The sequence below is a fragment of the Brachybacterium avium genome (assembly GCF_002216795.1).
GTDB classification, from domain to species: Bacteria; Actinomycetota; Actinomycetes; order Actinomycetales; family Dermabacteraceae; genus Brachybacterium; species Brachybacterium avium.
This window is the reverse complement of record NZ_CP022316.1, coordinates 3,308,207-3,331,873: the sequence shown is the minus strand read 5'-3', so window position 1 is coordinate 3,331,873 and position 23,667 is coordinate 3,308,207. Positions and strand designations below refer to the sequence as shown.

The following is a 23,667-nucleotide window of genomic DNA, read 5'->3' as shown; positions in this document are numbered from 1 at the left end:
ACGCGGACCTCGCCGAGGACGGTGCGGGCCCGGCTCAGAAGCGGCCGAGCATCGGCGCGACCCCCTCTGGCCCCTCCGGTGGGGCGAGCCCCAGATGGGTCCAGGCCGCCGGCGCCGCCGCCCGGCCCCGGGGGGTGCGCAGCAGGAAGCCCTCGCGCACCAGATAGGGCTCGATCATGGTCTCGACCGTCTCGGTCTCCTCCCCCACCGCGACGGCGAGGGTCGACAGCCCCACCGGTCCTCCGGAGAAGCGCCCGCACAGCGCAGACAGCACCGCCCGGTCCAGTCGGTCCAGGCCACGTTCGTCGACCTCGTAGACGCGCAGCGCCTCCTTCGCGGCGGCCAGGTCGAGCCGACCGCTCCCCCGCACCTGCGCCCAGTCCCTGACCCGGCGCAGCAGCCGGTTGGCGATGCGTGGGGTGCCGCGCGAGCGGGAGGCGATCTCGACCGACGCCGTCTCTTCCAGCGCGACCTCCAGCCGCTCCGCGGAGCGGCGGACCACCTCTCTCAGCTCCTGCGGGGAGTAGAAGTCCAGGTGACCGATGAAGCCGAAGCGGTCGCGCAGCGGAGCAGGCAGCAGGCCCGCCCTGGTGGTCGCGCCGACCACGGTGAACGGCGGCAGATCCAGCGGGATAGAAGTGGCCCCCACCCCCTTGCCGACCACGACATCGACCCGGAAGTCCTCCATGGCGATGTAGAGCATCTCCTCGGCGGGACGTGCCAGGCGATGGATCTCGTCGATGAACAGGACCTCCCCCTCGTCGAGGGAGGAGAGGATCGCGGCGAGGTCGCCGGCATGCTGGATCGCCGGGCCCGAGGTGATCCGCAGCGGGGCGGTCAGCTCTGCGGCGATGATCATCGCCAGCGTGGTCTTGCCGAGCCCGGGCGGGCCGGACAGGAGCACGTGCTCGGGAGTGCGTCCCCGCGCCGAGGCGGCATCCAGGACCAGGGACAGCTGATCGCGCACCACCTGCTGGCCGACGAACTCGTCGAGGTGGCGCGGGCGGAGCGCGGCCTCGGCCGTGCGCTCCGGCGGCACCGCCTCAGCGCTGGTGAGCGAGGGATCCTCGGCGTCGGTCATCGATGTCCTCCGAGGCCGCGCAGCGATCGGCGGAGCAGCTCGGCGGCTTCGAGGTCCTCACCGCCGTCGGCCCGCACCGATTCGACCGCGCCCAGCGCGGCCTTCTCGGGCCAGCCCAGACCCACCAGCGCCTCGACCACGTCGGCATCGGGGCCCCGGCGGGCGCGGCGGCGACCGGCGATGCTCCCGGGACAGGGGTGGATGGCGTGGGCAGCTTCCCGCCGAGCTCGAGCAGCATCCGTCCGGCGACCTTGGGGCCGATGCCGGGGGTGCGGGTGAGGGCCTTGGTGTCCTCCTCGGCGACCGCCCGCCGCAGCTCCTCGGGATCCAGGACTGCGAGCACGGCGAGGGCGGTGCGGGGCCCGATCCCGGAGACCGACTGGACGATGCGGAAGGTCTCGGCCTCCTCAGCGTGCGGGAAGCCGTAGAGGGTCAGCGAGTCCTCCCGGACCACCAGCTCGGTGTGCAGGGTGAGCTCGGCACCGTGGCGGGTGGCGCCGAGCGCCTGTGGGGTGGTGCGGAGGAGGTAGCCGATGCCTCCCACCTCGAGCACGAGGGAGTCGAGGTCGATGCGGGCGACCCGTCCGGTCAGGGTTGCGATCACCGGACCAGCCTAGAACACCTGTTCGATCAGTGGCGGGAGGTGGAGCGCTCCCGGGCGCGTCGCGCCTCCCGCTCGGCGCGGGCCCAGACGGCCTGGGCGCTGGTTCGGGCGGCCCCGGTGGAGTCCAGGGCCACCGGGCCGGGACCGCGCCACAGCTGGGTCAGCGCGATCGCCACCGCGTCGGAGGCGTCGGCCGGTTGCGGGGCGGTGTCCAGGTTCAGCAGCCGGATCAGCATGGACTGGATCTGCTTCTTGTCGGCTCGGCCGCTGCCGGTCACCGCCGCCTTCACCTCGGAGGGAGTGTGCAGGGCGGTCGGGATCCCGCGCTCGGCCGCTTCGAGCAGGGCGATGCCGGAGACCTGGGCGGTGCCCATGACCGTGGAGATGTTGTTCTGGCTGAAGACCCGTTCGACCGCGACCGCGTCCGGGGCGAACTCCTCGAGCGCGGCCCGCAGGCCCCGCGCGATGGTCAGCAGCCGCTGATCCAGCGGTGCCTCGCTCTCGGAGCGGATCACGCCGGCGTGGACCAGCCGGGCGCGTCTCCCGCCGAGGGCGTCGACCACGCCGATGCCGCACCGGGTCAGACCGGGGTCGACCCCGAGCACCCGCATCGTGGTCATCGTCCGCTCCTGCACCTGGACGGCTCGGACGGTGCGGATCCGCCGGGGGCGGCCGCACCGTCCGCGAGGGTCATTCCGCGTCCGCGAGCTGTGCGGCGACGTCCTCGGAGATGTCGAGGTTGGAGTAGACGTTCTGCACGTCGTCGCTGTCCTCGAGAGCTTCGATCAGGCGCAGGGCCTTCTGGGCGCCGTCGAGGTCCACGGGGGTGCGCATGGTCGGCACGAACTGCGCCTCTGCGCTGTCGTAGTCGATATCCGCCTCCTGCAGCGCAGTGCGCACGGCGACCACGTCCGTGGCCTCGGAGATGATCTCGAAGGTCTCACCCTCGTCGTTGATCTCCTCGGCACCGGAATCCAGCACCACCTCGAGCAGGTCGTCCTCGCTGTGCTCCCCCTTGGGGACCGCCACGACGCCCTTGCGCTCGAAGAGGTAGGACACCGAGCCGGAATCGGCCATGTTGCCGCCGCCCCGGTTGAAGGCCAGACGCACCTCGGATACTGCCCGGTTCTTGTTGTCGGTGAGGCACTCGACCAGCACGGCGACACCGCCGGGGGCATAGCCCTCGTACATCAGCGTCTCGTAGTCGACCCCATCGCCGTCCAGGCCGCCGCCGCGCTTGACGGCGCGGTCGATGTTGTCGTTGGGGACGGAGGTCTTCTTCGCCTTCTGGATGGCGTCGAAGAGGGTCGGGTTGCCGACCGGGTCAGGACCACCCATGCGGGCCGCGACCTCGATGTTCTTGACCAGCTTGGCGAACAGCTTGCCTCGCCTGGCATCGATGACGGCCTTCTTGTGCTTCGTGGTCGCCCACTTGGAATGCCCTGCCATCTCTCTCCTCCCGACTCTGCCGCCATCCGGCGGCGGATTGCCGCTCCATTCTAGGGCCAGGTCGCAGCCCACCCTGAATGCTCGTGCCGCAGGAGCGCACGGCGCGCGCCGGGAGGTCCCGCTCAGCTGCGCACGACGGGCGCCGTGAGCGCTCCGAGCAGGCGGCGGTCAGCGGTGATCTCCTCGAGCAGCTCGCGCTCACGGGCACGGGACTTCGCCGTCGTCCGTCCGAACAGGACGCTGTGCCGCTCCATCCCCAGGGCGATCGCGGCGCTGATCAGATGGCGCATGCCGATCCGGGCCACGGCGCCGTGGCGTGCCGCCCAGGCCTCGGCCCGACGGCGCCGGCGCATCGAGACCAGCAGCTCGACCTCGTCCGGGGAGAACCAGCCGGCCCGGCCGTACTCCGAGAGCTGCCGGCGCAGGATGCGCTTCTCCCGCAGCCTCAGGAAGAGCACGATGGCGACCAGCAACAGGAAGATCGGCACCTGGACGCTCGCGTAGTAGCGCAGGAAACCGACCAGGGGCGCTTCGGGATCCACCGGGAGGAAGAAGGTGGAACCGTTCCACAGTGCATGCAGCACCATCCCCAGCGAGAGACCGCCGGTCCCGAGCCCGAAGTACAGCATCAGCGAGCGCCGCTCGGCGGCGATCCCCAGCCCCAGCCCGCACAGCGCGGTGAAGGAGACGTGCGCGAAGGGGGAGAGGATGCCGCGCAGGAAGAAGGTCTGCCAGAAGACGGCGATCTCACCCGCGGCCTGGGCCTGATGGAAGGACTGGGAGAAGTACAGGATGTTCTCGGTGAAGGCGAAACCACCGGCGATCAGCGCTGCGTAGACCACGCCGTCGAGCGGTCCGGAGATATAGCGCCGGCCCCAGACCAGCAGACCGATCAGCCCCGCGGACTTCATCGTCTCCTCGATGACCGGGGCCTGCACGACAGCGCCGAGGAAGCTGTCGACCAGCTGGGTCTCCTCCGCCGGGGAGATCCAGGCGTCGAAGAAGGTGCCGACGAAGAGCGCCAGCAGCACCGAGCCGATCGCCCCCCAGGCGAAGGCGTAGATCAGCGACATCCGTGGCTGCGGGGTGTACCGGTCCAGCCACCACACCGCCGCGAAGATCATCGCGACCGGCACCAGCGCGGCCGTGAACGCCACCAGGGAGGTGCCGAAGCCGAGCGGAAGGATCACGAAGAGGTACAGCGCCACTGCGGAGGCTGCGAGCATCAGGAAGGACAGCGCGAACAGCGCCCACCTCACCCAGGGGCGCCGGCGGCGGCGCGGGGCGCGCCCGCCGCCGATCCGGGCGGGGGCGTTCGGGTCCACCCGCTCGATGTCGTAGCCGTAGGGGTCGGAGCTGACCTCGCCGCCGCTCGTCGCGCGATGCGGGGCAGGCCCGGGCATCGACTGCGGGGCAGGGGCCGGCGGTCTCCCGGTCGTGCTCGTCACGGACGCTCCTGCCTCTCCCCCGGTCGGTGCGACCCGCCCCGGGGTCCGCCCCGCCTGCGGAGCGCTGCCGGGACGGCCTCGGTCATGCTAGCTCAGGCCACGCGTCGGCATACAGCCGACGGGTGTCGGCGAGCAGGATCGGGATCGCCTTGGTGCGGCCGACGACGGGCAGGAAGTTCGCATCCCCCGGCCAGCGCGGCACCACGTGCTGGTGCAGGTGCGCGGCGATGCCGGCCCCGGCGACCTCGCCCTGGTTCATGCCGAGGTTGAAGCCCGCCGGTGCGGAGACCTCGCGGATCACGCGCATCGCAGTACGGGTGAGCTCGGCGACCTCGAGCACCTCTGCCTCGTCGAGGTCCGTGTAGTCCGAGACGTGGCGGTACGGACACACCAGCAGGTGGCCGGCGTTGTACGGGTACAGGTTCAGGATCACGTACGCGCTCTTCCCGCGGTGGACGATCAGCGCGTCCTCATCGGTGCGCTTCGGCGCAGCGCAGAAGGGGCACTGCGCGTCGTCGTGAGGATCCTCGGGCTTGTTCTCTCCGCCGATGTACGCCATGCGGTGCGGGGTCCAGAGCCGCTGGGTGTCGTCGGGGACGCCCGCGAAGTCGCGGGCGTCCTCGACGGCGGGCCGGCCGGCGGTTCCGTCGGGCGTCTCGGGCTCCGAGCTCACACCTGCGCCTTGTCCTCGATGGCGGTGACGATGCGCTCGACCGCCGCGTCGACGGCGATGCCGTTGTCCTGGCTGCCGTCGCGCATGCGGAAGGACACGGCGCCCTTGTCCTGATCCTCGCCGCCGGCGATGAGCAGGTAGGGCACCTTCTCCTTGGTGTGGGTGCGGATCTTCTTCTGCATCCGGTCGTCGGAGGAGTCGACCTCGACCCGCACCCCGCGGGCGCGGAGCTTCACGGCGACCTCCTCGAGGTAGGGCACATACTCCGCCGCCACCGGGACGGCGACGACCTGCACCGGCGCCAGCCACACCGGGAACGCGCCGGCGTAGTGCTCCAGCAGCACCCCGAAGAACCGCTCGATCGAGCCGAACAGCGCGCGGTGGATCATCACCGGACGCTGCCGGGATCCGTCCGGCGCGGTGTACTCGAGCTCGAACAGCTCGGGCTCGAAGAAATCCAGTTGGATGGTGGACAGCTGCCAGGTGCGACCGATCGCGTCCTTCGCCTGGACGGAGATCTTCGGCCCGTAGAAGGCGGCGCCGCCCGGATCGGGGACCAGCTCGAGACCGGAGGAGGTGGCGACCTCCTCGAGGGTGCGGGTGGCCTCCTCCCAGGTGGATTCGTCACCCACGGACTTCTCGGGGTCACGGGTGGACAGCTCGAGGTAGAAGTCGTCCAGGCCGTAGTCGCGCAGGAGGTCCAGGACGAAGTCCAAGGTGCCGGCGATCTCGTCCTTCATCTGCTCGCGGGTGGTATAGATGTGCGCATCGTCCTGGGTGAAGCCACGGGCGCGGGTCAGCCCGTGCACGACACCGGACTTCTCGTAGCGGTAGACGCTGCCGAACTCGAACAGCCGCAGGGGCAGCTCGCGATAGGAGCGGCCGCGGGAACTGAAGATGAGGTTGTGCATCGGGCAGTTCATGGGCTTGAGGTAGTAGTCCTGGCCCTGTTTGGTGATGTTGCCGTCGGCATCCACCTCCTCATCCACATGCATCGGCGGATACATGCCCTCGGCGTACCACTCGAGATGCTTCGAGGTCTCGAAGAGATTCTTCTTCGTGATGTGCGGGGTGGACACGAAGGAATACCCGGCCTCGACGTGGCGGCGGCGGGAGTAGTCCTCCATCTCCATCTTGATCATGGCGCCCTTGGGGTGGAACACCGGCAGTCCCGAGCCGATCTCGTCCGGGAAGGAGAACAGGTCCAGCTCGTTGCCGAGGCGGCGATGGTCGCGACGCTCGGCCTCGGCGATGCGCTCCTGGTGGGCGCGCAGCTCCTCCTTGGTGGGCCAGGCGGTGCCGTAGACGCGTTGCAGCATCGGGTTCTTCTCGCTGCCGCGCCAGTAGGCGGCCGCGGAGCGGGTGAGCGCGAAGCCGTTGCCGATGAGCTTGGTGGTGGGCAGGTGCGGGCCACGGCACAGATCCGTCCAGACGGTCTGGCCCTTCTTGTCGACGTTGTCGTACATGGTCAGCCCACCCTCGCCGACCTCGACGCTCGCGCCCTCGGCGGCATCATCGGCGTTGGACTTCAGGCCGATCAGCTCGAGCTTGTAGGGCTCCGCCGACTCCTCGGCGCGGGCGGCGTCATCGGAGACCTCGCGCCGCACGAAGCGTTGACCGGACTTGATGATCCGGTTCATCTCCTTCTCCAGCGCCTTGAGGGACTCGGGGGTGAACGGCTCGGCGACGTCGAAGTCGTAATAGAAACCGTCGGTGATGGGCGGGCCGATGCCGAGCTTGGCGTCGGGGTTGGTCTTCTGCACCGCCTGGGCGAGCACGTGGGCGGCGCTGTGGCGCAGGATCGACAGACCGTCCGGGGACGAGATGTCGACACCCTCGATGTCCTGGCCTGCGGCGAGGACGCTGTGCAGGTCCCGCAGCTCCCCGTCGATGCGCAGGGCGATGACCGAGGCGGTGTCCGCGAAGAGCTCGGAGCCCGTGGTCCCCTCCTCGAGGTGCTGGGACGAACCGTCGAGGGTGATGGCGATCTGGGCCACGGAGTGCTCCTTGTAGGTCGGGTCGAGCCGGCCGACGATGCCGGCTCCACGGGCGATGCTATCCGCCTGACAGGGTCACCACGAGTCGACCTGGGTCAACAGTGGCCGAGGACGCAGAAGGGCCCCGGTCCGCAGACCGGGGCCCCTCTGTGCTGGTGGGCGATACTGGGATCGAACCAGTGACCTCTTCCGTGTCAGGGAAGCGCGCTACCGCTGCGCCAATCGCCCGTGACGGCACCGTGTCGGTGCCGGCGGAGGTGGGTACGGGATTCGAACCCGTGTACACGGCTTTGCAGGCCGTTGCCTCGCCTCTCGGCCAACCCACCACAGATGCTCTCGCATCTACGTGAAACGGCGCTCCCGACGAGTCGTCGAGCGCGCCGCTCCTCGGAGCGGACGACCGGATTCGAACCGGCGACCCTCACCTTGGCAAGGTGATGCTCTACCAACTGAGCTACGTCCGCATGACAGGGATCCGGAGATCCTGCCGTGGGCGATACTGGGATCGAACCAGTGACCTCTTCCGTGTGAAGGAAGCGCGCTACCCCTGCGCCAATCGCCCTGAAGGTGCTGGCCACCCTCTCGAGTGGACTCGAAGAAGCTTACACGGTTTCCCCGATGCTCCGCGCCAGATCAGATGTGACCTCCATCCCGTGCCCCCAGCGGCCGCATCGCGAACGCCACCGGACCCCGCCGACCCGACCCGCGCCGCCGTCATGGATACCGCCGCAGGCCGGCCGCAGATCCACCGCCGACCGAGAATGTCGCCGCCCGGGCATCGGGCGGCACCCCCACTGCATCGCCCCCACCGCCGCACCTGCGGTGACCTCGGACACTGTGCGCCCCCAGCATTTGCGAAGCACGACGGAGCGGAATATCGTCGTCCTTCGTCGGCTCAGCCGATGTGCGGACGTAGCTCAGTTGGTAGAGCATCACCTTGCCAAGGTGAGGGTCGCCGGTTCGAATCCGGTCGTCCGCTCCACCCCTCCCCCGCGTCCCCGGACGCAGCGGGCGATTGGCGCAGCGGTAGCGCGCTTCCCTGACACGGAAGAGGTCACTGGTTCGATCCCAGTATCGCCCACCCCGGAAGGCCCTCTCGGAACACCGAGGGGGCCTTCGTCATGTCGGGGACGCCGGGGATCGGCAGCGGCCTCAGCAGGCGTGCCGACGCTCTCTCACCATGCCGCGCTGATGCATCCGCCTGCCCACAGGCCTCCCCACTCCGAAGGGCCCCGCTCCCGCCATTCTGAGATTCTCCTGCCGCGGTTGTATCACCAGAGCTCCGCGGCACTCCTAGTCAGTAGATCCGCACCCGTGGATCCAGACACAGCAAGGAGGCTGTCATGCCGGAGAAGAAGACCACCAAGGCCCAGGCGGAGAAGTTGAAGTTCGTCAGGGAGATGCAACGCACCCGTGCCGTCGACTTCGACCAGATCGGCGAGCTCGTCAAGCAGCTGCCGGAGACCGTCCTCGGGGCAGAAGGCGTCGCCGCCGACCACGTCATCAAAGTCTATGAGTCGGTCCTGCACGTCTCGGAGATCGGTGCCGAACAGCTCAGGGTGGAAGAGGTCGACTCGCTGCGCGATATCGCCACCCGCTTCGATCGTCCCGGACGCTGAGAACATGAACCAGCCCCTCGTGGGCGCCGACGGACGGCGGGACGAGCGCATCGCTCGTCTCGCCGCCACGTTGGACTTCGCCCTCCGCGCCACCGACGAACTCCTGCACCGACCGGGGACCGATTCCGCCGATGCCTCGAGACCCGGCTTTCCCCGACGCGCGAAGATCACGTGCGAGTCGGCGCTGCTGCTGCACCTGGCCTCGGCCGTCCCCTCCGCCCCGCCCGCTCTCACCTCCCGCATCGATGCCCTCGCCGACGCCATCACCCCCAGCGCGCGCAGCGAGGAGACGGCGATGCTGATGGGGCTGATGCCCACGAAGGCGGCAGAGCTCGGAGTAGCTCACCTCTATCTGACCGCCCTCGGTCGCCCCGACCCGGAATTCCATGCTCGGTACTGCCGGGCGCTGACCACCACCAGTACGGGTCCCGCCGAGCGCCTGGCATGGAAGGACCTCGAGGCGGGCTGGCACCGGGATCTCGGTGCTCCGCTCCCGCCGCTGGATCTCGAGGCGGCGGCCCGGCGCACGGCCTACAACCAGGGACAGGACGTCCTCGGTGCATCACGCGAGGCGTGCTACGCGGTCACCCACGGGCTCTTCTACGCAACGGGATTCGGTACCCGCGCTCCGCTGTGGGCCCGTGATGAGAGCAGTCTGCTGGCAGACATCGACGGCATCACGGCACGTTGCCTGGACGAGGACGACTTCGATATCGCTGCCGAGGTGCTGATGACCTGGCCGATGCTGAGGGTCGATTGGTCGTCAACCGCGCTCGCCGCCCTCCAAGTGCTCGACGCGGTCGACGACGAGTACGGGATCCTCCCCTCGATCACGTTGCACAGCAGCGCCTTCGAACAGCTCGCGCCGTCTGCACAGGCCGGATACTTCTATTGGGAGAGCTACCACACCGTGTACGTCTCGGGCATGCTCCAGGCCGCGATCCTGCGTGCAGAGCAGGACCCGCCACGGACGCCGCCCGCGGTCCCCGGGCTCGCCCCCCTCGCCGACGAGCTCTTCAGCCTGCTGCCGCCCCGGGATCCCGCACCCCGTTGGGAGGCGGTCCTGCGCGCCACCGGGGCGGAGGCACAGGGAGCGCTGGTACCGCTCCTGGCCGACATCGGGGTGCGCCGTGCGGTCCTCGGCAGGGACTACGCCCGCGCTCACCAGATCGTGATGACCTGTGTGAGGGCCGACCTTGCACCCACCTCCATGCTCCGGCAGGCCGGCGAGCTGCTCACCCGTCTGTCGGAGTCGACGGTCCGGGCGGCCTGACACCGCCGGACGGCTCGGCGCCGAGACGGCAGACGCCGGGTGCGGACTCCCACCGCCTACACTCACCACTACCGCTTCGTGCGACAGAAGGATCTGACCATGGTTGTTCGGTTCCGTGCTCCCCTCGATGGCGCTCCCCGGCACGCCCCGCCGTCAGCGCCGTTCCCGATCGTCCCGCCCGGGGTGCACGCACACCTCGGTACTCGCGTCCTCGACCCGGCGTCGGCGGTGCGGCCAGCGGGAACCCGCATCGACCCCACCGTCTACTTCTCCCGACGATTGCTGGTCCGTGGCGTGCCCGGGGGGTCGGCCGACGCCGCGGTCACGCGGCTCCAGGCGTGGAGCGATGCTCGAGGGCTCGAGCTGCGCTGGTCGATCGCGCCTCACCGGAGAGCAGCGGCGAAGGTCTACGACGCCGACGACCGTGCACTGCTCGACGAGGTCCTTCACACAGCCGTCGACATCACGCCCAGTCACAAGGCGCCGGCCGCGCCACCGGATGCCTGGACCCTGCTCCAACAGGTCCGGCACGAATTCGGCGGCGACGGCGATCTCGCCGACGGCCTCGCGTTGGATCACCTGATGGCGGCCGGCAGCTCGAAGTCCGGTCCGACGTGGGGCGGAGCAGGCGGGATGTGGGCCGGTGTGGGCGGGATGTGGGCTGGAGTCGGTGGGATGTGGGCAGGGGTCAGCACCGGGTTCGGTGCTCCCGGCCACGCCCTGGGAGTACGGATGCCGGTGGTCTGGAGCGCATCCGATCCCCGCCTCGCCTCTGCTGCGGGCCGCGTCCCGAAACACACCCCCGTGATCGCCGTGCTCGATTCGGGCATCGGCGCCCACCCGTGGTTCGCCGTGGAGGGGGAGGGTTTCACCCGCTTCCGGGGTCCGGGCACCGACCCGCAGGCCGTCGCACTGTTCGATGCCCCGGAGTCGGCGGCCGCCGCACCTGGCGATTCGCTCAACGGCCGACTCGAGGCCCTCGCTGGTCATGGCACCTTTGTGGCGGGGATCATCCGGCAGCGCTGCGCGCACGCGCATCTGCTGGACGTACCGGTCATGGGAGCGCAGGGCACGGTGGCCGAGAGCGACGTGCTGCTCGCCCTCGGTGAGCTGCTGCGTCTGCACCGGCGGGACGAGGTCCCGGGGCGCAGCGCGGATGGCACCCCCGCGGGGCGACTGGACGTCGTGAATCTGTCGATGGGTTATTACCATGAGACTCCCGAGGACCCCACGGCGGCCGCACCGCTCGCCCTGCTCCTGACGTCCTTCGCCGCCGCTGGGGTCGCGGTCGTGGCTGCGGCGGGCAATGATGCCACCACCACCCCGTTCTACCCGGCGGCGCTGAGCCGGGACCTCTCCGAGACTCCGCCTCTGATCGGCGTCGGTGCCCTCACCCCTGATGGCGGCGCTGTCGCGGCGTTTTCCAATCACGGCGACTGGGTGGGTGCTCTCGCACCGGGTGCAGCGGTGGTGAGCACAGTGCCGGTCACACTCCAGGGCAGCCATCAGCGCAGTCTGGAAGCGAATCGTGATGATCCGCTGCCCCGCGGCACTATCGACCCCGACGACTACTCCTCGGGCTTCGCGCTCTGGAGCGGCACATCTTTCGCGGCACCCTGGATCGCGGGTGAGGTTGCGGCGAGGACGACGCGTCCCGGCGGAGTCGGGGCGGCCGCAGAGGCCGTGCTCGCCGTCCGGGGAACCCGTATCACGTCTGAGAGTGAGGGACCGATGCGTCGGCCGATGGAGTCTGGGCTGCAGGTACCCGAGCAGGCCGGGTCTGAGCAGGCCGGGTCTGAGCAGGCCGAGGAGGTCACTCCATGACTGTCGACGATCCGCAGCTGACGGGCCCGCCCGGTGCCGCCCCCGTCGCGTCCGATCACCTGGGCTCCTCGGCGACCGGCCGGCCGAGCCTGACCCGTCGGACCGCCGCGGCGTTCACGGCGCACCGGTCCGGGGAAGTGGGCGCCATGGACGAGCTGGTCGAGATGGCCACTCCCCTGCTGTGGCACATCGCCCGAGCTCAGGGGCTCGAACGAGAGACTGCCCGCGACGCGGTTCAGACGGCATGGCTCCGGGTGGTGGAGAAGGCCGACCACATCGAGGATCCCCTGGCGGTGCTGGGCTGGCTGGTGACCACCACCCGCCGGGAGGCCTGGCGCCTGGGGCGACAGAGCCAGCGCACCGCCGCCGAGCAGCTGCACCCCGAGGACCCGGTGCCGGATCCCGCCCCCGAACCTGCTGACCATGTCGCGCTCGACGAGGAGCGGAGCATCCTGTGGCGGCATGTCACCCACCTCTCGGCGCGCTGCCGGGAGCTGTTGCGGGTGATCGCCTTCAGCGACCGTCCCGACTACGCGTCGCTCTCAGAGACCCTGCAGATGCCGGTGGGCAGCATCGGCCCGACCCGCGGCCGCTGCCTCGCCCGGCTCCGCGCGTCACTGCACGACGATCCCAGCTGGGGGGAGTTCCGATGAGCGCCGACGACCCGCTGGACGAGACCGATCTGCAGATCCTGGACGAGCTCGCCGATCTCTGGTCCACGGTCGACCCGGTGCCGGAGGATCTGACCCTGGAGATCAGGTTCCAGCTGGGAGTGCGCGAGCTGCGTGCAGAGGTCGCCGACCTGCAGAACGGTCTCGAGGCCACCGCACCATCCCTCGCGGGCAGCGAGCCGCTCGGAGCCGGCGCCTTCCGTGAGCACGCGATGCACACGGACACCCTGACGTTCTCCTGTGACCGGCTGAGCAGCATGATCACCATCACCCCGCACGGCACGGCACCAGACACTGTCCGGGTCGACGGCTGGGTGACAGTGCCCGACTGCTCGATCGAGCTCCACGTCCTCTCCCCGGACCGGACCCGGACTGCCGTGAGGCAGCAGCTCCGTGCCGATCCCGACGGCCGCTTCACTCTCGACGAGATCCCGAGGGGACCGGCGCAGCTCCACTTCCACCACCCTCAGGGACCCATCCTGACCCCGTACTTCGATCTCTGAGCCCGCAGGCTCACCACTCACCACTCACCAGGAGCCGACGATCCAGGACGACCCTTCCGGCCGGCACCAGGGCGTGCCCGACCGCCCCGGGGAGCGCGGCATCATGCCCGCGATCTCGCCGGCAGCGGAACCCTGCGAGCTGCTCGCGCTCGTGGACGAGGCCGTGGCGGCGAATGCGGCCGGCCGACCGACACGCGCCGAGGAGCTGCTCGACCAGGTGCTCACCCGCATCGGCCCGGGGCTCGTGCCCCAGGAGCTCCTCACCGCCGCCGGAAGGGCTCGGGTCACGCTCGCCCTGACCCGGTTCGAGACCGGTCGGCGCCAGGAGGCCTTCCAGCTGCTGGATGACGCCGAGGCTCTCGTCTCCGGCGTCTCCGGTTCCGCAGTGGGCACCGTTCGCGTCCTGGCGGCGATCCAACGAGCCGGACTGGAGGCACGCCTCGGCCATTGGGACGCGGCGCTGACCACGATGCAGGCATTGGGTGACGTCTCGGAGACTGCGGGGCCGCGCGCCGCGGTCGCTCTCGCGGTCAACTCAGGACTCGCACGCCAGTTCCTCGGCGACATGGACGGCAGCGCCGCAGACCTCGAGCACGGCGAGCATCTGGCGCGACAGCACGGCATCGACGACCTGGCAGCCGTGTCGCTCCACGATCGAGGACGGCTGGAGTTCATGCGCGGCCACCTCGGTCGAGCACTGGTCCTGATGGACAGGGCCAGCGAGATGACCGGTGTTCGCCCCTCCCAGTCGAATCTCGACCGGGCCCGAGTCCTCCTCGAGTCCGGTCTGCTCGATGCCGCCGGCGCACTGCTGGAGACGGGCCGGAGAGCCGCCGCGCAGGAGCGCCTGATGCACGATCTGGGCGAGTTCACCCTGGAATTCGCGCGCCTGGCCCTGTTGCAGGAGGAGTACCCGCTCGCCCGGGCCCGCGCACACGAAGCCGCGGAGCTCTTCACCGAACAGCAGGAACCCGCCTGGACCACCCGGGCGGAGCTGCTGGCCCTCGAGGCCGAGATCGCGGAGGGGACGGTCTCCCCGGGACTCGCACGACGTGCCGATGCGCTCGCCGACGGACCCGCGGCCGCCGGGGACATCCTGTCGACCTCGCGGCTGCTGGCCGCTGAGGTCGGGGCCAAGCTCGGTGCCCTGGACCATGCGCAGGCCCGGCTCGACACGATTCCCGACGACCAGCTCAGCCTGCCCGACCGACTCCAGCGCCACCTCGTGCTGGCCACGATCAGTGCCGGCACCGGAGACACCTCCTCCGTCCGGCGGAGCCTCCGGGCCGGAGCCGTGGCACTGGGCAGCGAGCAGGGTCGACGCTCCGGACTCGATGCGCGCACGGCGATGGCGCTCCATGGCCGACGCCTGCAACAGCTGGACGTCGATCTCGCGATGAGGACCGGGCCCCCGGAGGAGATCTTCGACGCCTGCGAACGCTGGCGCGCCCTCTCCCACCGTCAGCCGTCCCTGACGCCGTTCGAGGACCCGGTGCTGACGACCCAGCTGACGGCGCTGCGTCAGGCCAGGATGGCGCTGCAGGAGGAGCTCGGAGAGCCCGCGGACCTCCGGCGGCGGATAGCCCTCGCGGAACAGCAGATCCAACGTCGCGACTGGAGCGGCGCGACCGACCAGGACGCTCGAGCGCCCCTGCCGCCCGCGATCGAGCTCACCGAGCTTCGTCGCCGACTGACAGCGCACGGGGGCACCGGTCTCGTCAGCTACTTCGTCCATCGCGACCGCCTCCGCGCGGTCACCGTGGAATCCACTGGTGAACGGCTCCGCGACCTCGGCCCTGTCTCCGAGACGACGCGCCTCGTCCGGAGCCTCGCCGATGCGCTGCGCGATCTCGGCCGCGCCTCCGACCCGCGGCTGGCCGAGGTGATCCGACGCGCCGCTGACCGGGCCATTTCGGCTCTGGATGTACTGCTCGCACCTGCGTTGCCGGCTACGGCCCGGACCGTCGTGCTGCCCTCCCGCCTGCTCGCCTCGCTGCCCTGGCGTGCACTGCCGCATCTGCACCACCGTGTGGTGACCGTCAGCCCCTCCGCGACGTTCTGGGCGAACTCGCCGCGGCCGGTCCCGCCGCGGCCCGGCCCGCGCATCGCCGCGCTGGCCGGCCCCGGTCTTCACCGAGCGGTCGAAGAGGTGGAGTCCGTCTCACGAGCCTGGCCGCGGGAGCAGAGCACCGTCGAACGCAAAGCGACCGCGACGACGATGAAGGATGCCCTCGAGCGCTGCACCGTGGTGCACATCGCAGCGCACGGCACACATCACGAGCAGAATCCTCTGTTCTCCTCGATCCTGCTCGACGACGGCCCACTCGTCGCACATGAATTCGGTCAACGAAGCATCGGGGCAGAACACATCGTGCTGTCGATGTGTGATGTCGGTCGTGCGGTGGTCCGGCCTGGCGATGAGCCCCTCGGGCTGACCGCCGCGCTCCTGGCCAGCGGTGTCGACTCAGTGGTCGCCGCCGTCGCACCGGTCAGGGACGCGACGGCCGCCCCGGCGATGGCGGCCTATCACCAACAGATCGCCGCTGGGCGGGACGCGGCGGCCGCCCTCGCGGCGATCGCCGAGGATCATCCCGAGTCCCGCCGATTCTGCGTCTACGGACGGGACTGGCGTCTCCCGCAGGATCAGCACAGCGTCCGCGCGATGACCTGACCGGGGCCGGATCGCCCCGGCACCAGGTCTCCCTGCGCCTCGTTCAGGCACGGTGCGTCTACTGTGGGCTCATGCAGATCTGGACCGGACAGGCCTACCCCCTGGGTGCCACCTTCGATGGCTCGGGCACCAACTTCGCCCTCTTCTCCGAAGTGGCCGAGCGGGTCGAGCTGTGCCTCCTCGACGAGACGGGCGCCGAGCGCCGCATCGAGATCACGGAGGTGGATGCTTACGTGTGGCATGTGTACCTGCCGTCGGTGCAGCCCGGTCAGCGCTACGGCTACCGGGTCCACGGCCCCTACGATCCCTCCGCCGGCCACCGCTGCGATGCCTCGAAGCTGCTGCTGGACCCGTATGCGAAGGCGATCGCCGGGATGGCCAGCAACCATCCCTCGCTGTACAGCTACGACTTCGAGAACCACGCGGAGCGCAACACCGATGACTCCGCAGCGCACACCATGCATTCCGTGGTGGTCTCCCCGTTCTTCGACTGGGGCAATGACCACCCACCGGCCCACGAGTACCACGACACCGTCATCTACGAGGCCCACATCAAGGGCCTGACGATGCTCCATCCGGACATCGACGAGGACATCCGCGGCAGCTATGTCGCCATGGGGCATCCCGCGATCATCGAGCACCTCCAGGAACTGGGCGTCACCGCGGTCGAGCTGATGCCCGTCCACCAGTTCGTCCAGGACGGCCATCTGGTCGAGAAGGGGATGCGCAACTACTGGGGCTACAACACCATCGGCTTCTTCGCCCCCCACAACGAGTACTCCCATGCCGGGCAGCTGGGCCAGCAGGTCCAGGAGTTCAAGCAGATGGTGAAGAACCTCCACGAGGCGGACATCGAGGTGATCCTCGACGTGGTCTACAACCACACCGCCGAGGGCAACCAGCTGGGGCCCACCCTCTGCTTCCGCGGGATCGACAACGCCGCGTACTACCGCCTGGTCGAAGGGGACGAGGCGCACTACTACGACACCACCGGCACCGGGAACTCCCTGCTGATGCGCACCCCCCACGTGCTGCAGCTGATCATGGACTCGCTGCGCTACTGGGTCACCGAGATGCATGTGGACGGATTCCGCTTCGACCTCGCCTCCACCCTCGCCCGCGAGCTGCATGAGGTGGATCGCCTCTCGGCGTTCTTCGACATCATCCAGCAGGACCCGGTGATCTCCCAGGTCAAGCTCATCGCGGAGCCCTGGGATCTCGGCGAGGGGGGCTACCAGGTCGGCGGCTTCCCACCGCTGTGGTCCGAATGGAACGGGAAGTACCGCGACACGATGCGCGATTTCCACCGCTCCCAGCCGGGCAAGATCGGTGATTTCACCTCGCGGCTGGCGGGCAGCTCAGATCTGTACCAGCACACCGGGCGCACCCCGATCGCGTCGATCAACTTCGTCACCGCCCATGACGGTTTCACGCTCTCGGACCTGGTCTCCTACAACGACCGGCACAACGCCGCCAACGGTGAGGACGGCAAGGACGGCGAGAGCCACAACCGGTCCTGGAACTCCGGGGTCGAGGGCCCGACCGACGACACGGGGGTGCGCGATCTGCGCCTGCGCCGGGCGAAGAACCTCATGGCCACGCTGCTGCTCAGCCAAGGCGTGCCGATGATCCTGCACGGCGACGAGATGGGACGCACCCAGGACGGGAACAACAACACCTACTGCCAGGACAACGAGCTGGCCTGGGTGGACTGGGAGCTGGACTCGTACGAGATGGACATGCTCTGGTTCACCCAGAGCGTCATCGCGCTGCGCCGGGACCATCCGATCTTCCGGCGTCGACGCTTCCTGCAGGGGACGCCCCGGGACGGAGCCGATTCGGCGCTCCCGGACGTCGAATGGCTCGGCACCGACGGCACGCTGATGACCGATGAGGACTGGAACAACCCGCAGAACAAGTGCCTGACGATGTTCCTCAACGGTTCCGGGATCCCCGAGCCGAATCTGCGCGGCGAGCGGATCATCGACGACTCCGCGCTGGTGATGTTCAACGCCTCCGGGAATCCCGTGGACTTCACCCTGCCGCCGGCCGACCACGGCCGTGAGTGGCGCGTCGAGCTGGGCACCGGGGACACGATCGACGTCGGGGACGCGCTCGCGGCCGAGACCACCCTCACCCGTCCCGGCCACTCGCTGCTGATCCTCATGCGGCCGCCCATGACGGAGCACGACGACGACCTTCCCGAGCACGACGAGACCCGTACCGCCCGCGCCTGAGGCAGGTCCTCCGGCACCGAGCGGCCCGCCCCGGCCGGGACCATCGCCCGGGGCGCGACGAAGGAGAGCATCGCCCCGTGAGCATCGACCCCGTCCGCCATCCCCTCCCGCATGGGCGCGAGGGCGCCACGACCGGCACCCTGCCCGCCATCCGGCCCGTCCCGACCTCCACCTACCGCCTGCAGCTGCATGCCGGGTTCACTGCGGATGATGCGGTCCAGGTGGTCCCGTACCTCGCACGGCTCGGGGTGGGGCACGTATTCTGCTCCCCCGTGCTGCAGGCGGCACCCGGCTCGACCCATGGCTATGACGTGGTCGACCACTCCCGCATCGGCGAGGAGATCGGTGGGGAGGAGGCGCTGCGCCGGCTGGCTGAGGCGGCGCATGCGCACGGGATGGGGCTGATCGTCGACGTCGTCCCCAACCACATGGCGATCCCCACCCCGATCTGGCACAACCGGGCCCTGTGGTCGGTGCTGCGCGAGGGGACCGCGTCCCCCTTCGCCGACTGGTTCGATGTCGAGCTCAGCGGGGAGCGCTCGCTGCTGGTCCCGGTGCTGGGCCGTCCCATCGGCGCCGTCCTGGCCGATGAGGAGATCTCCGTGGGCGAGGAGCAGATCCCGCAGGCCGATGGTTCCCTGCGCACGGAGCACGTGGTGCGGTACTACGACCATGTGCTGCCGGTGGCCGCCGGCACCGAGCATCTGGGCCTGGTGGATCTGCTGGATCGGCAGTGGTACCGCCTGGCGTACTGGAAGGTCGCCGACGACGAGCTGAACTATCGGCGCTTCTTCGACGTGGACACCCTCGCCGCCGTCCGGGTGGAGCTGCCGCCGGTGTTTGATGCGACCCATGCGACGCTGCTGCGCCTGCAGGGCGAGGGGGTGATCGACGGCTACCGCATCGACCATCCGGACGGTCTGGCCGATCCTCGTGGCTATCTGCGTGATCTCGAGCGTGCGACCGGCGGCGCCTGGACCGTGGTGGAGAAGATCCTGCACGGTGAGGAGCAGCTGCCCGGGGACTTCCCCTGCGCGGGCACCACCGGCTACGACGCCCTGTGGCGGGTGGGTGGCCTGTTCCATGATCCGCATGGCGCGATCGGCCTGACCCATCTGTGGCAGCGTCGCACCGGGGACCTGCGGCCCTTCGAGGAGGTCGTCGAGGAGTCCACGGACCTGATCGTCTCGACCAGCCTGTGGGCGGAGATCGAGCGCCTGACGACCCTGATCCACCGAATCTGCCAGGAGGACATCCGGTTGCGGGACACCACGCGGCGGAACATCCAGAAGGTCGTGGTGGCGCTGCTGGCGTCGATGGACCGCTACCGCGCCTACATCGTGCCGGGGGAACCGGCCCCGGGCGCCGAGCGCGCGGTGATCGAGCAGGCGGCCGCCCGGGCGTACCGGCGCCTCGGCGAGGACGAGGACATCGTGGCGACGCTGGAGACCGTGGTGGCGCTGGTCTGCGGCGACGAGGTGGGCAGCGCGGGACGCACCCGCAGCGCCGAGCGCGATGAGGTGGTGGTGCGCTTCGCCCAGACCTGCGGCCCGGTCCACGCCAAGGGGCTCGAGGACACCGCCTTCTACCGGTACTCCCGTTTCGTCGCTGTCAACGAGGTGGGATCGGATCCGGATCGGATCGGGGTGGACCCGGACGAGCTGCACGATCATGCCGCCTCGATGGTCCTCACCCGGCCCGATGCGATGACCACCCTGTCCACGCACGACACCAAGCGCAGCGAGGACGTGCGCGCCCGCCTCGCCGTGCTGACCGAGCAGCCGCTGGAGTGGGCGGTGGTGGTGCAGGACCTGGAACGGGCGACCGCAGAACAGCGCGGGGACCGGGTCGACGGGGCGATCGAGCTGCTGCTGTGGCAGATCCTCGCCGCGTGCTGGGAGCTGCCGGGGGCGGCCGCCGCGCCGCTGACCGCCGAGCGGCTGGACCAGTATCTGATAAAGGCCATGCGGGAGGCGAAGAGCCACACCACCTGGACCGAGCAGGACGGCGAGTACGAGCAGCAGGTGCTGACCCTGGGCCGGGCCGCCCTGGAGTCCGCGGAGGTCGACGAGATCCTCGTCGACTGGACGCGCCGCACCTTCACCGCCCAGCGAAGCGCGATCCTGGGCCAGAAGCTGGTGCAGCTGACGATGCCGGGCGTGCCGGATGTGTACCAGGGCAACGAGTCAGTGGACTTCTCGCTCGTGGATCCGGACAACCGTCGCGAGGTCGACCATGCAGCGCACCGGGCACGGCTGACGCGGATGATCGAGGGTGCCGGCCCTGACGGGATCGCCGACGAGAAGCTGTGGCTGACCCACCGCGCCCTGGTGCTGCGCCGTGAGCGTCCGGACCTCTTCCAGGGCCGCGACGCCTCCTACCGCCCGCTGCCCACCACGACCGGGCACGCCGTCGCCTTCGGCCGAGCCGTGGGCGAGGGTCCGATCGAGGCGGTCACCGTGGTGACCCGACTCGCCCATGGCCTCTCCCAGCGCGGCGGCTGGGGCGATGCCTGGATCGCGCTGCCCGCGGGGCGATGGCGCGACACCCTCAGCGGCAAGGAGGTCGTGGGCGGGCAGCCTGCTCTCGATGCACTGCTGGACGAGTGGCCGGTCGCGCTCCTGGTGCGCGTCGGTGGACGGGAGGACGCCCGATGAGCACCGTCCCCGTCGCCCCTCGTGACTACGGTGCCTACCGGGTGTGGGCACCGCATGCACAGCAGGTGACCGTCCGGATCGACGGGGCCGAGCAGCCGATGCAGCCCGCCGGCGACGGCTGGTTCGCGCTGCCGGGGGTGCCTGCCGTGCCCGGCGCCCGGTACGCCTTCCGCCTCGATGCCTCTGAGCTGTGGCTGCCGGATCCGCGATCGCTGGCCCAGCCGGAGGGAGTCCACGCCGACAGCGAGGTCGTCGACCCCGAGCTGCTGCGCCAGGAGACCTCCTGGCAGGGCCGCAGCCTGCGCGGGCGGGTCCTGTACGAACTGCACGTGGGCACCTTCACCCCGGGCCCCGACGGGCGCGGCGGCACCCTCGACTCCGCGATCGAGCGGCTCGACGAGCTGGTGGATCTCGGTATCGATGCGGTGGAGCTGATGCCCGTGGCGCCCTTTCCCGGGGATCGGGGCTGGGGCTACGACGGGGTCGGCCTGTACGGGGTCCATGCCGTCTATGGAGGACCGGCCGGACTGGCCCGCTTCGTCGCCGCCGCCCAGCGGCGGGGACTCGCCGTGGTGCTCGACGTGGTGCACAACCATCTCGGCCCCTCCGGCAACTATCTGGGCAGGTTCGGCCCCTACTTCACCGACCGGCACGAGACTCCGTGGGGCTCGGCGATCAACCTCGATGCGCCCGGCTCCCGGCAGGTGCGGGACTTCCTGCTGGGCAGCGCCCGGCACTGGCTGGTGGACGTCGGCCTGGACGGGCTGCGGCTCGATGCCGTCCACGAGCTGTGCGACGACTCCGACCGCCATTTCCTCGCCGAGCTGGCCGACGCGGTGGCCGCCTGGGAGCAGGAGGCCGGTCGGCCGCTGACGCTGATCGCGGAGTCCGATCGCAATCAGCCCGCCACCGTCACCCCCACCTCCCACGGCGGCCTCGGCATGGACATGCAGTGGGCCGACGACGTCCACCACGGCGTCCACGCCTGGATCACCGGCGAGCGCTCCGGCTACTACAGCGATTTCGGCAGCACCGACGCGCTGGTCGCCGTGCTGGAGAGGGTCTTCCTCCACGCCGGCACCTGGTCCAGCTTCCGCCAGGAGGTGTGGGGCGCGCCGGTGGACCCCCACAGCCCCGACTACGATGCCCATTCCTTCGTGACCTTCCTCCAGGACCACGACCAGGTGGGCAACCGTGCTGCCGGGGACCGGATACATCACGGGATCGAGCCCGGCGCGCAGGCGGCGGCGAGCGCCCTGATCCTGCTGGGCCCGGGCACCCCGATGCTGTTCCAGGGCGAGGAGTGGGCGGCATCGACCCCGTTCACCTACTTCACCGACCACGAGGCGGAGCTGGGAGCCCTGGTGAGCGCCGGGCGGAGGGAGGAGTTCGCTGCCATGGGCTGGGCCGAGCAGGTCCCCGACCCGCAGCTGCGCTCGACCTTCGCCGCCTCGATCCTGCGCTGGCAGGAACGTGGGCAGGCGGGGCACGCCACGATGCTGGACTGGTACCGCACCCTCATCGCACTGCGCCGTGAGCAGGCGGAGCTGCACGACCCCTCCCTGGCCGCCACCGCCGTCCAGGTGCTCGCGGAGGAGACGGTGCTGCTGCATCGCGGCGGACTGGCCGTGCTCGCCCATCGCGGACCCGGCGAGCTCACTGCCGGACCGCGCGCCGCAGAGGTGCTGGCCTCCTTCGGCGAGGTATCGCTCCGTGCCGATGGGACGATCATCATGGCCGGGGCGGGGGCCGTGGCGCTCCGCCCGGTCCCCGCGGCCGAGGGCTGAGGCAGGACCGGCACCGGGCCCACCGTCCTGCTCCGACGGCAGCGGCTGTTGCCGTGCCCTCGGGAGCGCGGCTCAGGACGCGGTATCGGCCGCGCCGGGGCGCAGCAGCGCTCCCCCGTCATTGGTCAGCGTGGCGATGCGGGAGAGGGCCCGCAGATACTTCTTGCGATACCCGCTGCGCAGCAGCTCGGCAGAGAAGAGATCCTCGAGGATGCCGGAGCCGGAGCCGCCGGCCAGGGAGATCAGCACCGGCACCTCGCGGTCGTAGAGCCGATCCACGAGCACTACGAAGCGCAGCGCGTCGTGGTGGTGGGTCAGCCCGTGCATCCCGGTGAGGTGCGCGGCGGAGACCTCGTCGATCATCGCCCCGTAGCGGGAGGGGTGGACCTTCGTCAGGTGGGTCAGCAGCGGATCGAACTCGTCGAGCGTGGCACCGTCCATCGACTGTCCGCTCCGGACCACCTCCGGTGCGGGCAGGGTGGCGATCTCGGTGACGCCATCGCGCCGCCGGTAGTCCTCGCCGTCGATCCGCAGCACGTCGAAGCGCTCGGCCATGGCCTGGATCTCGCGCAGGAAGTCCTGCGCCGCGAAACGCCCCTCCCCGAGCGCGTCGGGCAGGGTGTTCGAGGTCGCCACGATCGCGACTCCCCGGTCGGAGAGCTCACGGATCAGCCGGGTCATCAGCAGTGTGTCGCCGGGATCGTCGAGCTCGAACTCATCGATGCACACTAGGACGGATTCGCCGAGCAGCTCGACGGCCTTCTGGAAACCGAGCGCGCCGACCAGGTCGGTGTACTCCACGAAGGTGCCGTACACCCGGTCTCCGCTCACGGCATGGAACAGGGAGGTCAGCAGGTGCGTCTTGCCGACGCCGAATCCGCCGTCGAGGTAGATCCCGCGCGCGGGTTCCGGCTTCTTCCGCCGCAGTCTCGTCAGGAAGCCGCCGCGCGGGGTGGCGAGGTCGGCGGCGAAGGCGGTCACCCGCTGCTTCGCCTCCTCCTGGGACGGATAGGCCGGGTCGGGGACGTAGTTGTCCAGCCGCGCCTGCGCGAATCTCGGCGGGGGCACCAGATCCGCGAGCAGACGCTCCAGGGACGGGTTCGGCCGGCGGTCGCAGAGAGCTTCGGTCACGGGATTCAGTGTAGGGGCCGGGCCCCACGGTCCCGGACGCGC

16 protein-coding genes, 6 tRNA genes and 1 pseudogene are annotated in these 23,667 nt (G+C 70.1%); 11 read left to right on the top strand and 12 right to left on the bottom strand.

Translation table 11 applies throughout. The features are described 5' to 3' along the window. Positions 1–34 precede the first annotated feature (34 nt). From ruvB to CFK39_RS14870, 11 genes and pseudogenes are all read right to left on the bottom strand, one after another. The gene (ruvB, locus tag CFK39_RS14920) at positions 35–1,081 is read right to left on the bottom strand and encodes a Holliday junction branch migration DNA helicase RuvB (RefSeq protein WP_089066118.1); all 1,047 of its coding nucleotides are present in this window, start codon (positions 1,079–1,081) and stop codon (positions 35–37) included. Then, positions 1,078–1,685 (bottom strand): annotated as a pseudogene (ruvA, locus tag CFK39_RS14915) (Holliday junction branch migration protein RuvA). Before ruvA ends, ruvB begins: the two are co-directional and overlap by 4 nt. Positions 1,686–1,711: 26 nt before the next feature. Continuing rightward, a complete protein-coding gene (gene ruvC, locus CFK39_RS14910) occupies positions 1,712–2,305 on the bottom strand; it encodes a crossover junction endodeoxyribonuclease RuvC (RefSeq protein ID WP_089066117.1) in 594 nt (197 codons plus the stop codon). 70 nt (positions 2,306–2,375) lie between these two features. Continuing rightward, positions 2,376–3,134, bottom strand: coding sequence for a YebC/PmpR family DNA-binding transcriptional regulator (locus tag CFK39_RS14905; protein ID WP_089066116.1), 759 nt, complete (start codon positions 3,132–3,134; stop codon positions 2,376–2,378). Between the two features lie 122 nt (positions 3,135–3,256). After that, a complete protein-coding gene (locus tag CFK39_RS14900) occupies positions 3,257–4,582 on the bottom strand; it encodes a PrsW family intramembrane metalloprotease (protein WP_245822713.1) in 1,326 nt (441 codons plus the stop codon). Positions 4,583–4,664: 82 nt separating this feature from the next. Beyond that, positions 4,665–5,255 carry an HIT family protein gene (locus CFK39_RS14895; protein WP_089066114.1) on the bottom strand — a complete coding sequence of 197 codons (591 nt, stop codon included), beginning with the start codon at positions 5,253–5,255 and terminating at the stop codon, positions 4,665–4,667. Then, positions 5,252–7,252, bottom strand: a complete 2,001-nt coding sequence (thrS, locus tag CFK39_RS14890) for a threonine--tRNA ligase (RefSeq protein ID WP_089066113.1) — start codon at positions 7,250–7,252, stop codon at positions 5,252–5,254. The genes CFK39_RS14895 and thrS overlap by 4 nt, the downstream gene beginning before the upstream one ends. 153 nt (positions 7,253–7,405) lie before the next feature. Beyond that, positions 7,406–7,480, bottom strand: a tRNA-Val gene (locus CFK39_RS14885). 27 nt (positions 7,481–7,507) lie between these two features. Then, a tRNA-Cys gene (locus tag CFK39_RS14880) sits at positions 7,508–7,578 on the bottom strand. A 65-nt stretch (positions 7,579–7,643) separates the two neighbouring features. Further along, positions 7,644–7,716: transfer RNA gene (locus CFK39_RS14875), tRNA-Gly, on the bottom strand. Positions 7,717–7,742: 26 nt separating this feature from the next. Then, positions 7,743–7,814, bottom strand: a tRNA-Val gene (locus tag CFK39_RS14870). A gap of 344 nt (positions 7,815–8,158) precedes the next feature. On the opposite strand from CFK39_RS14870, the gene CFK39_RS14865 reads away from it, so the two are divergent. The 11 genes from CFK39_RS14865 (at position 8,159) to treZ (ending at position 22,494) form a co-directional block, all read left to right on the top strand. Beyond that, a tRNA-Gly gene (locus CFK39_RS14865) sits at positions 8,159–8,234 on the top strand. 27 nt (positions 8,235–8,261) lie between these two features. Next, positions 8,262–8,333 (top strand) — tRNA-Val (locus tag CFK39_RS14860). A 262-nt stretch (positions 8,334–8,595) separates the two neighbouring features. Next, positions 8,596–8,871 (top strand): hypothetical protein, encoded by a 276-nt coding sequence (locus tag CFK39_RS14855; protein ID WP_089066112.1) that lies wholly within the window; start codon positions 8,596–8,598, stop codon positions 8,869–8,871. A 4-nt stretch (positions 8,872–8,875) separates the two neighbouring features. Then, on the top strand, positions 8,876–10,144 hold the full coding sequence (locus CFK39_RS14850; protein ID WP_089066111.1) for a DUF6895 family protein: 1,269 nt from the start codon (positions 8,876–8,878) through the stop codon (positions 10,142–10,144). A 99-nt stretch (positions 10,145–10,243) separates the two neighbouring features. Next, positions 10,244–11,968 (top strand): S8/S53 family peptidase, encoded by a 1,725-nt coding sequence (locus CFK39_RS14845; RefSeq protein WP_089066110.1) that lies wholly within the window; start codon positions 10,244–10,246, stop codon positions 11,966–11,968. Continuing rightward, positions 11,965–12,621 carry an RNA polymerase sigma factor gene (locus tag CFK39_RS14840; protein WP_089066109.1) on the top strand — a complete coding sequence of 219 codons (657 nt, stop codon included), beginning with the start codon at positions 11,965–11,967 and terminating at the stop codon, positions 12,619–12,621. The genes CFK39_RS14845 and CFK39_RS14840 overlap by 4 nt, the downstream gene beginning before the upstream one ends. Next, positions 12,618–13,142, top strand: a complete 525-nt coding sequence (locus CFK39_RS14835; protein WP_089066108.1) for a hypothetical protein — start codon at positions 12,618–12,620, stop codon at positions 13,140–13,142. Before CFK39_RS14840 ends, CFK39_RS14835 begins: the two co-directional genes overlap by 4 nt. A 103-nt stretch (positions 13,143–13,245) precedes the next feature. After that, entirely contained in the window at positions 13,246–15,813 is a 2,568-nt protein-coding gene (locus CFK39_RS14830) for a CHAT domain-containing protein (RefSeq protein ID WP_157697187.1), read from the top strand. A gap of 71 nt (positions 15,814–15,884) precedes the next feature. Continuing rightward, positions 15,885–18,050: a glycogen debranching protein GlgX gene (glgX, locus tag CFK39_RS14825; RefSeq protein WP_089066106.1), complete on the top strand. Its 2,166-nt coding sequence runs from the start codon at positions 15,885–15,887 to the stop codon at positions 18,048–18,050. Positions 18,051–18,127: 77 nt separating this feature from the next. After that, positions 18,128–20,707 carry a malto-oligosyltrehalose synthase gene (gene treY, locus CFK39_RS14820; RefSeq protein ID WP_089066105.1) on the top strand — a complete coding sequence of 860 codons (2,580 nt, stop codon included), beginning with the start codon at positions 18,128–18,130 and terminating at the stop codon, positions 20,705–20,707. Beyond that, positions 20,704–22,494, top strand: coding sequence for a malto-oligosyltrehalose trehalohydrolase (gene treZ / locus CFK39_RS14815; protein ID WP_089066104.1), 1,791 nt, complete (start codon positions 20,704–20,706; stop codon positions 22,492–22,494). The genes treY and treZ overlap by 4 nt, the downstream gene beginning before the upstream one ends. Positions 22,495–22,566: 72 nt before the next feature. Here the strand turns inward: treZ and zapE are convergent, their stop codons facing one another. Beyond that, a complete protein-coding gene (gene zapE, locus CFK39_RS14810) occupies positions 22,567–23,625 on the bottom strand; it encodes a cell division protein ZapE (protein WP_089066103.1) in 1,059 nt (352 codons plus the stop codon). Positions 23,626–23,667: the final 42 nt, after the last annotated feature.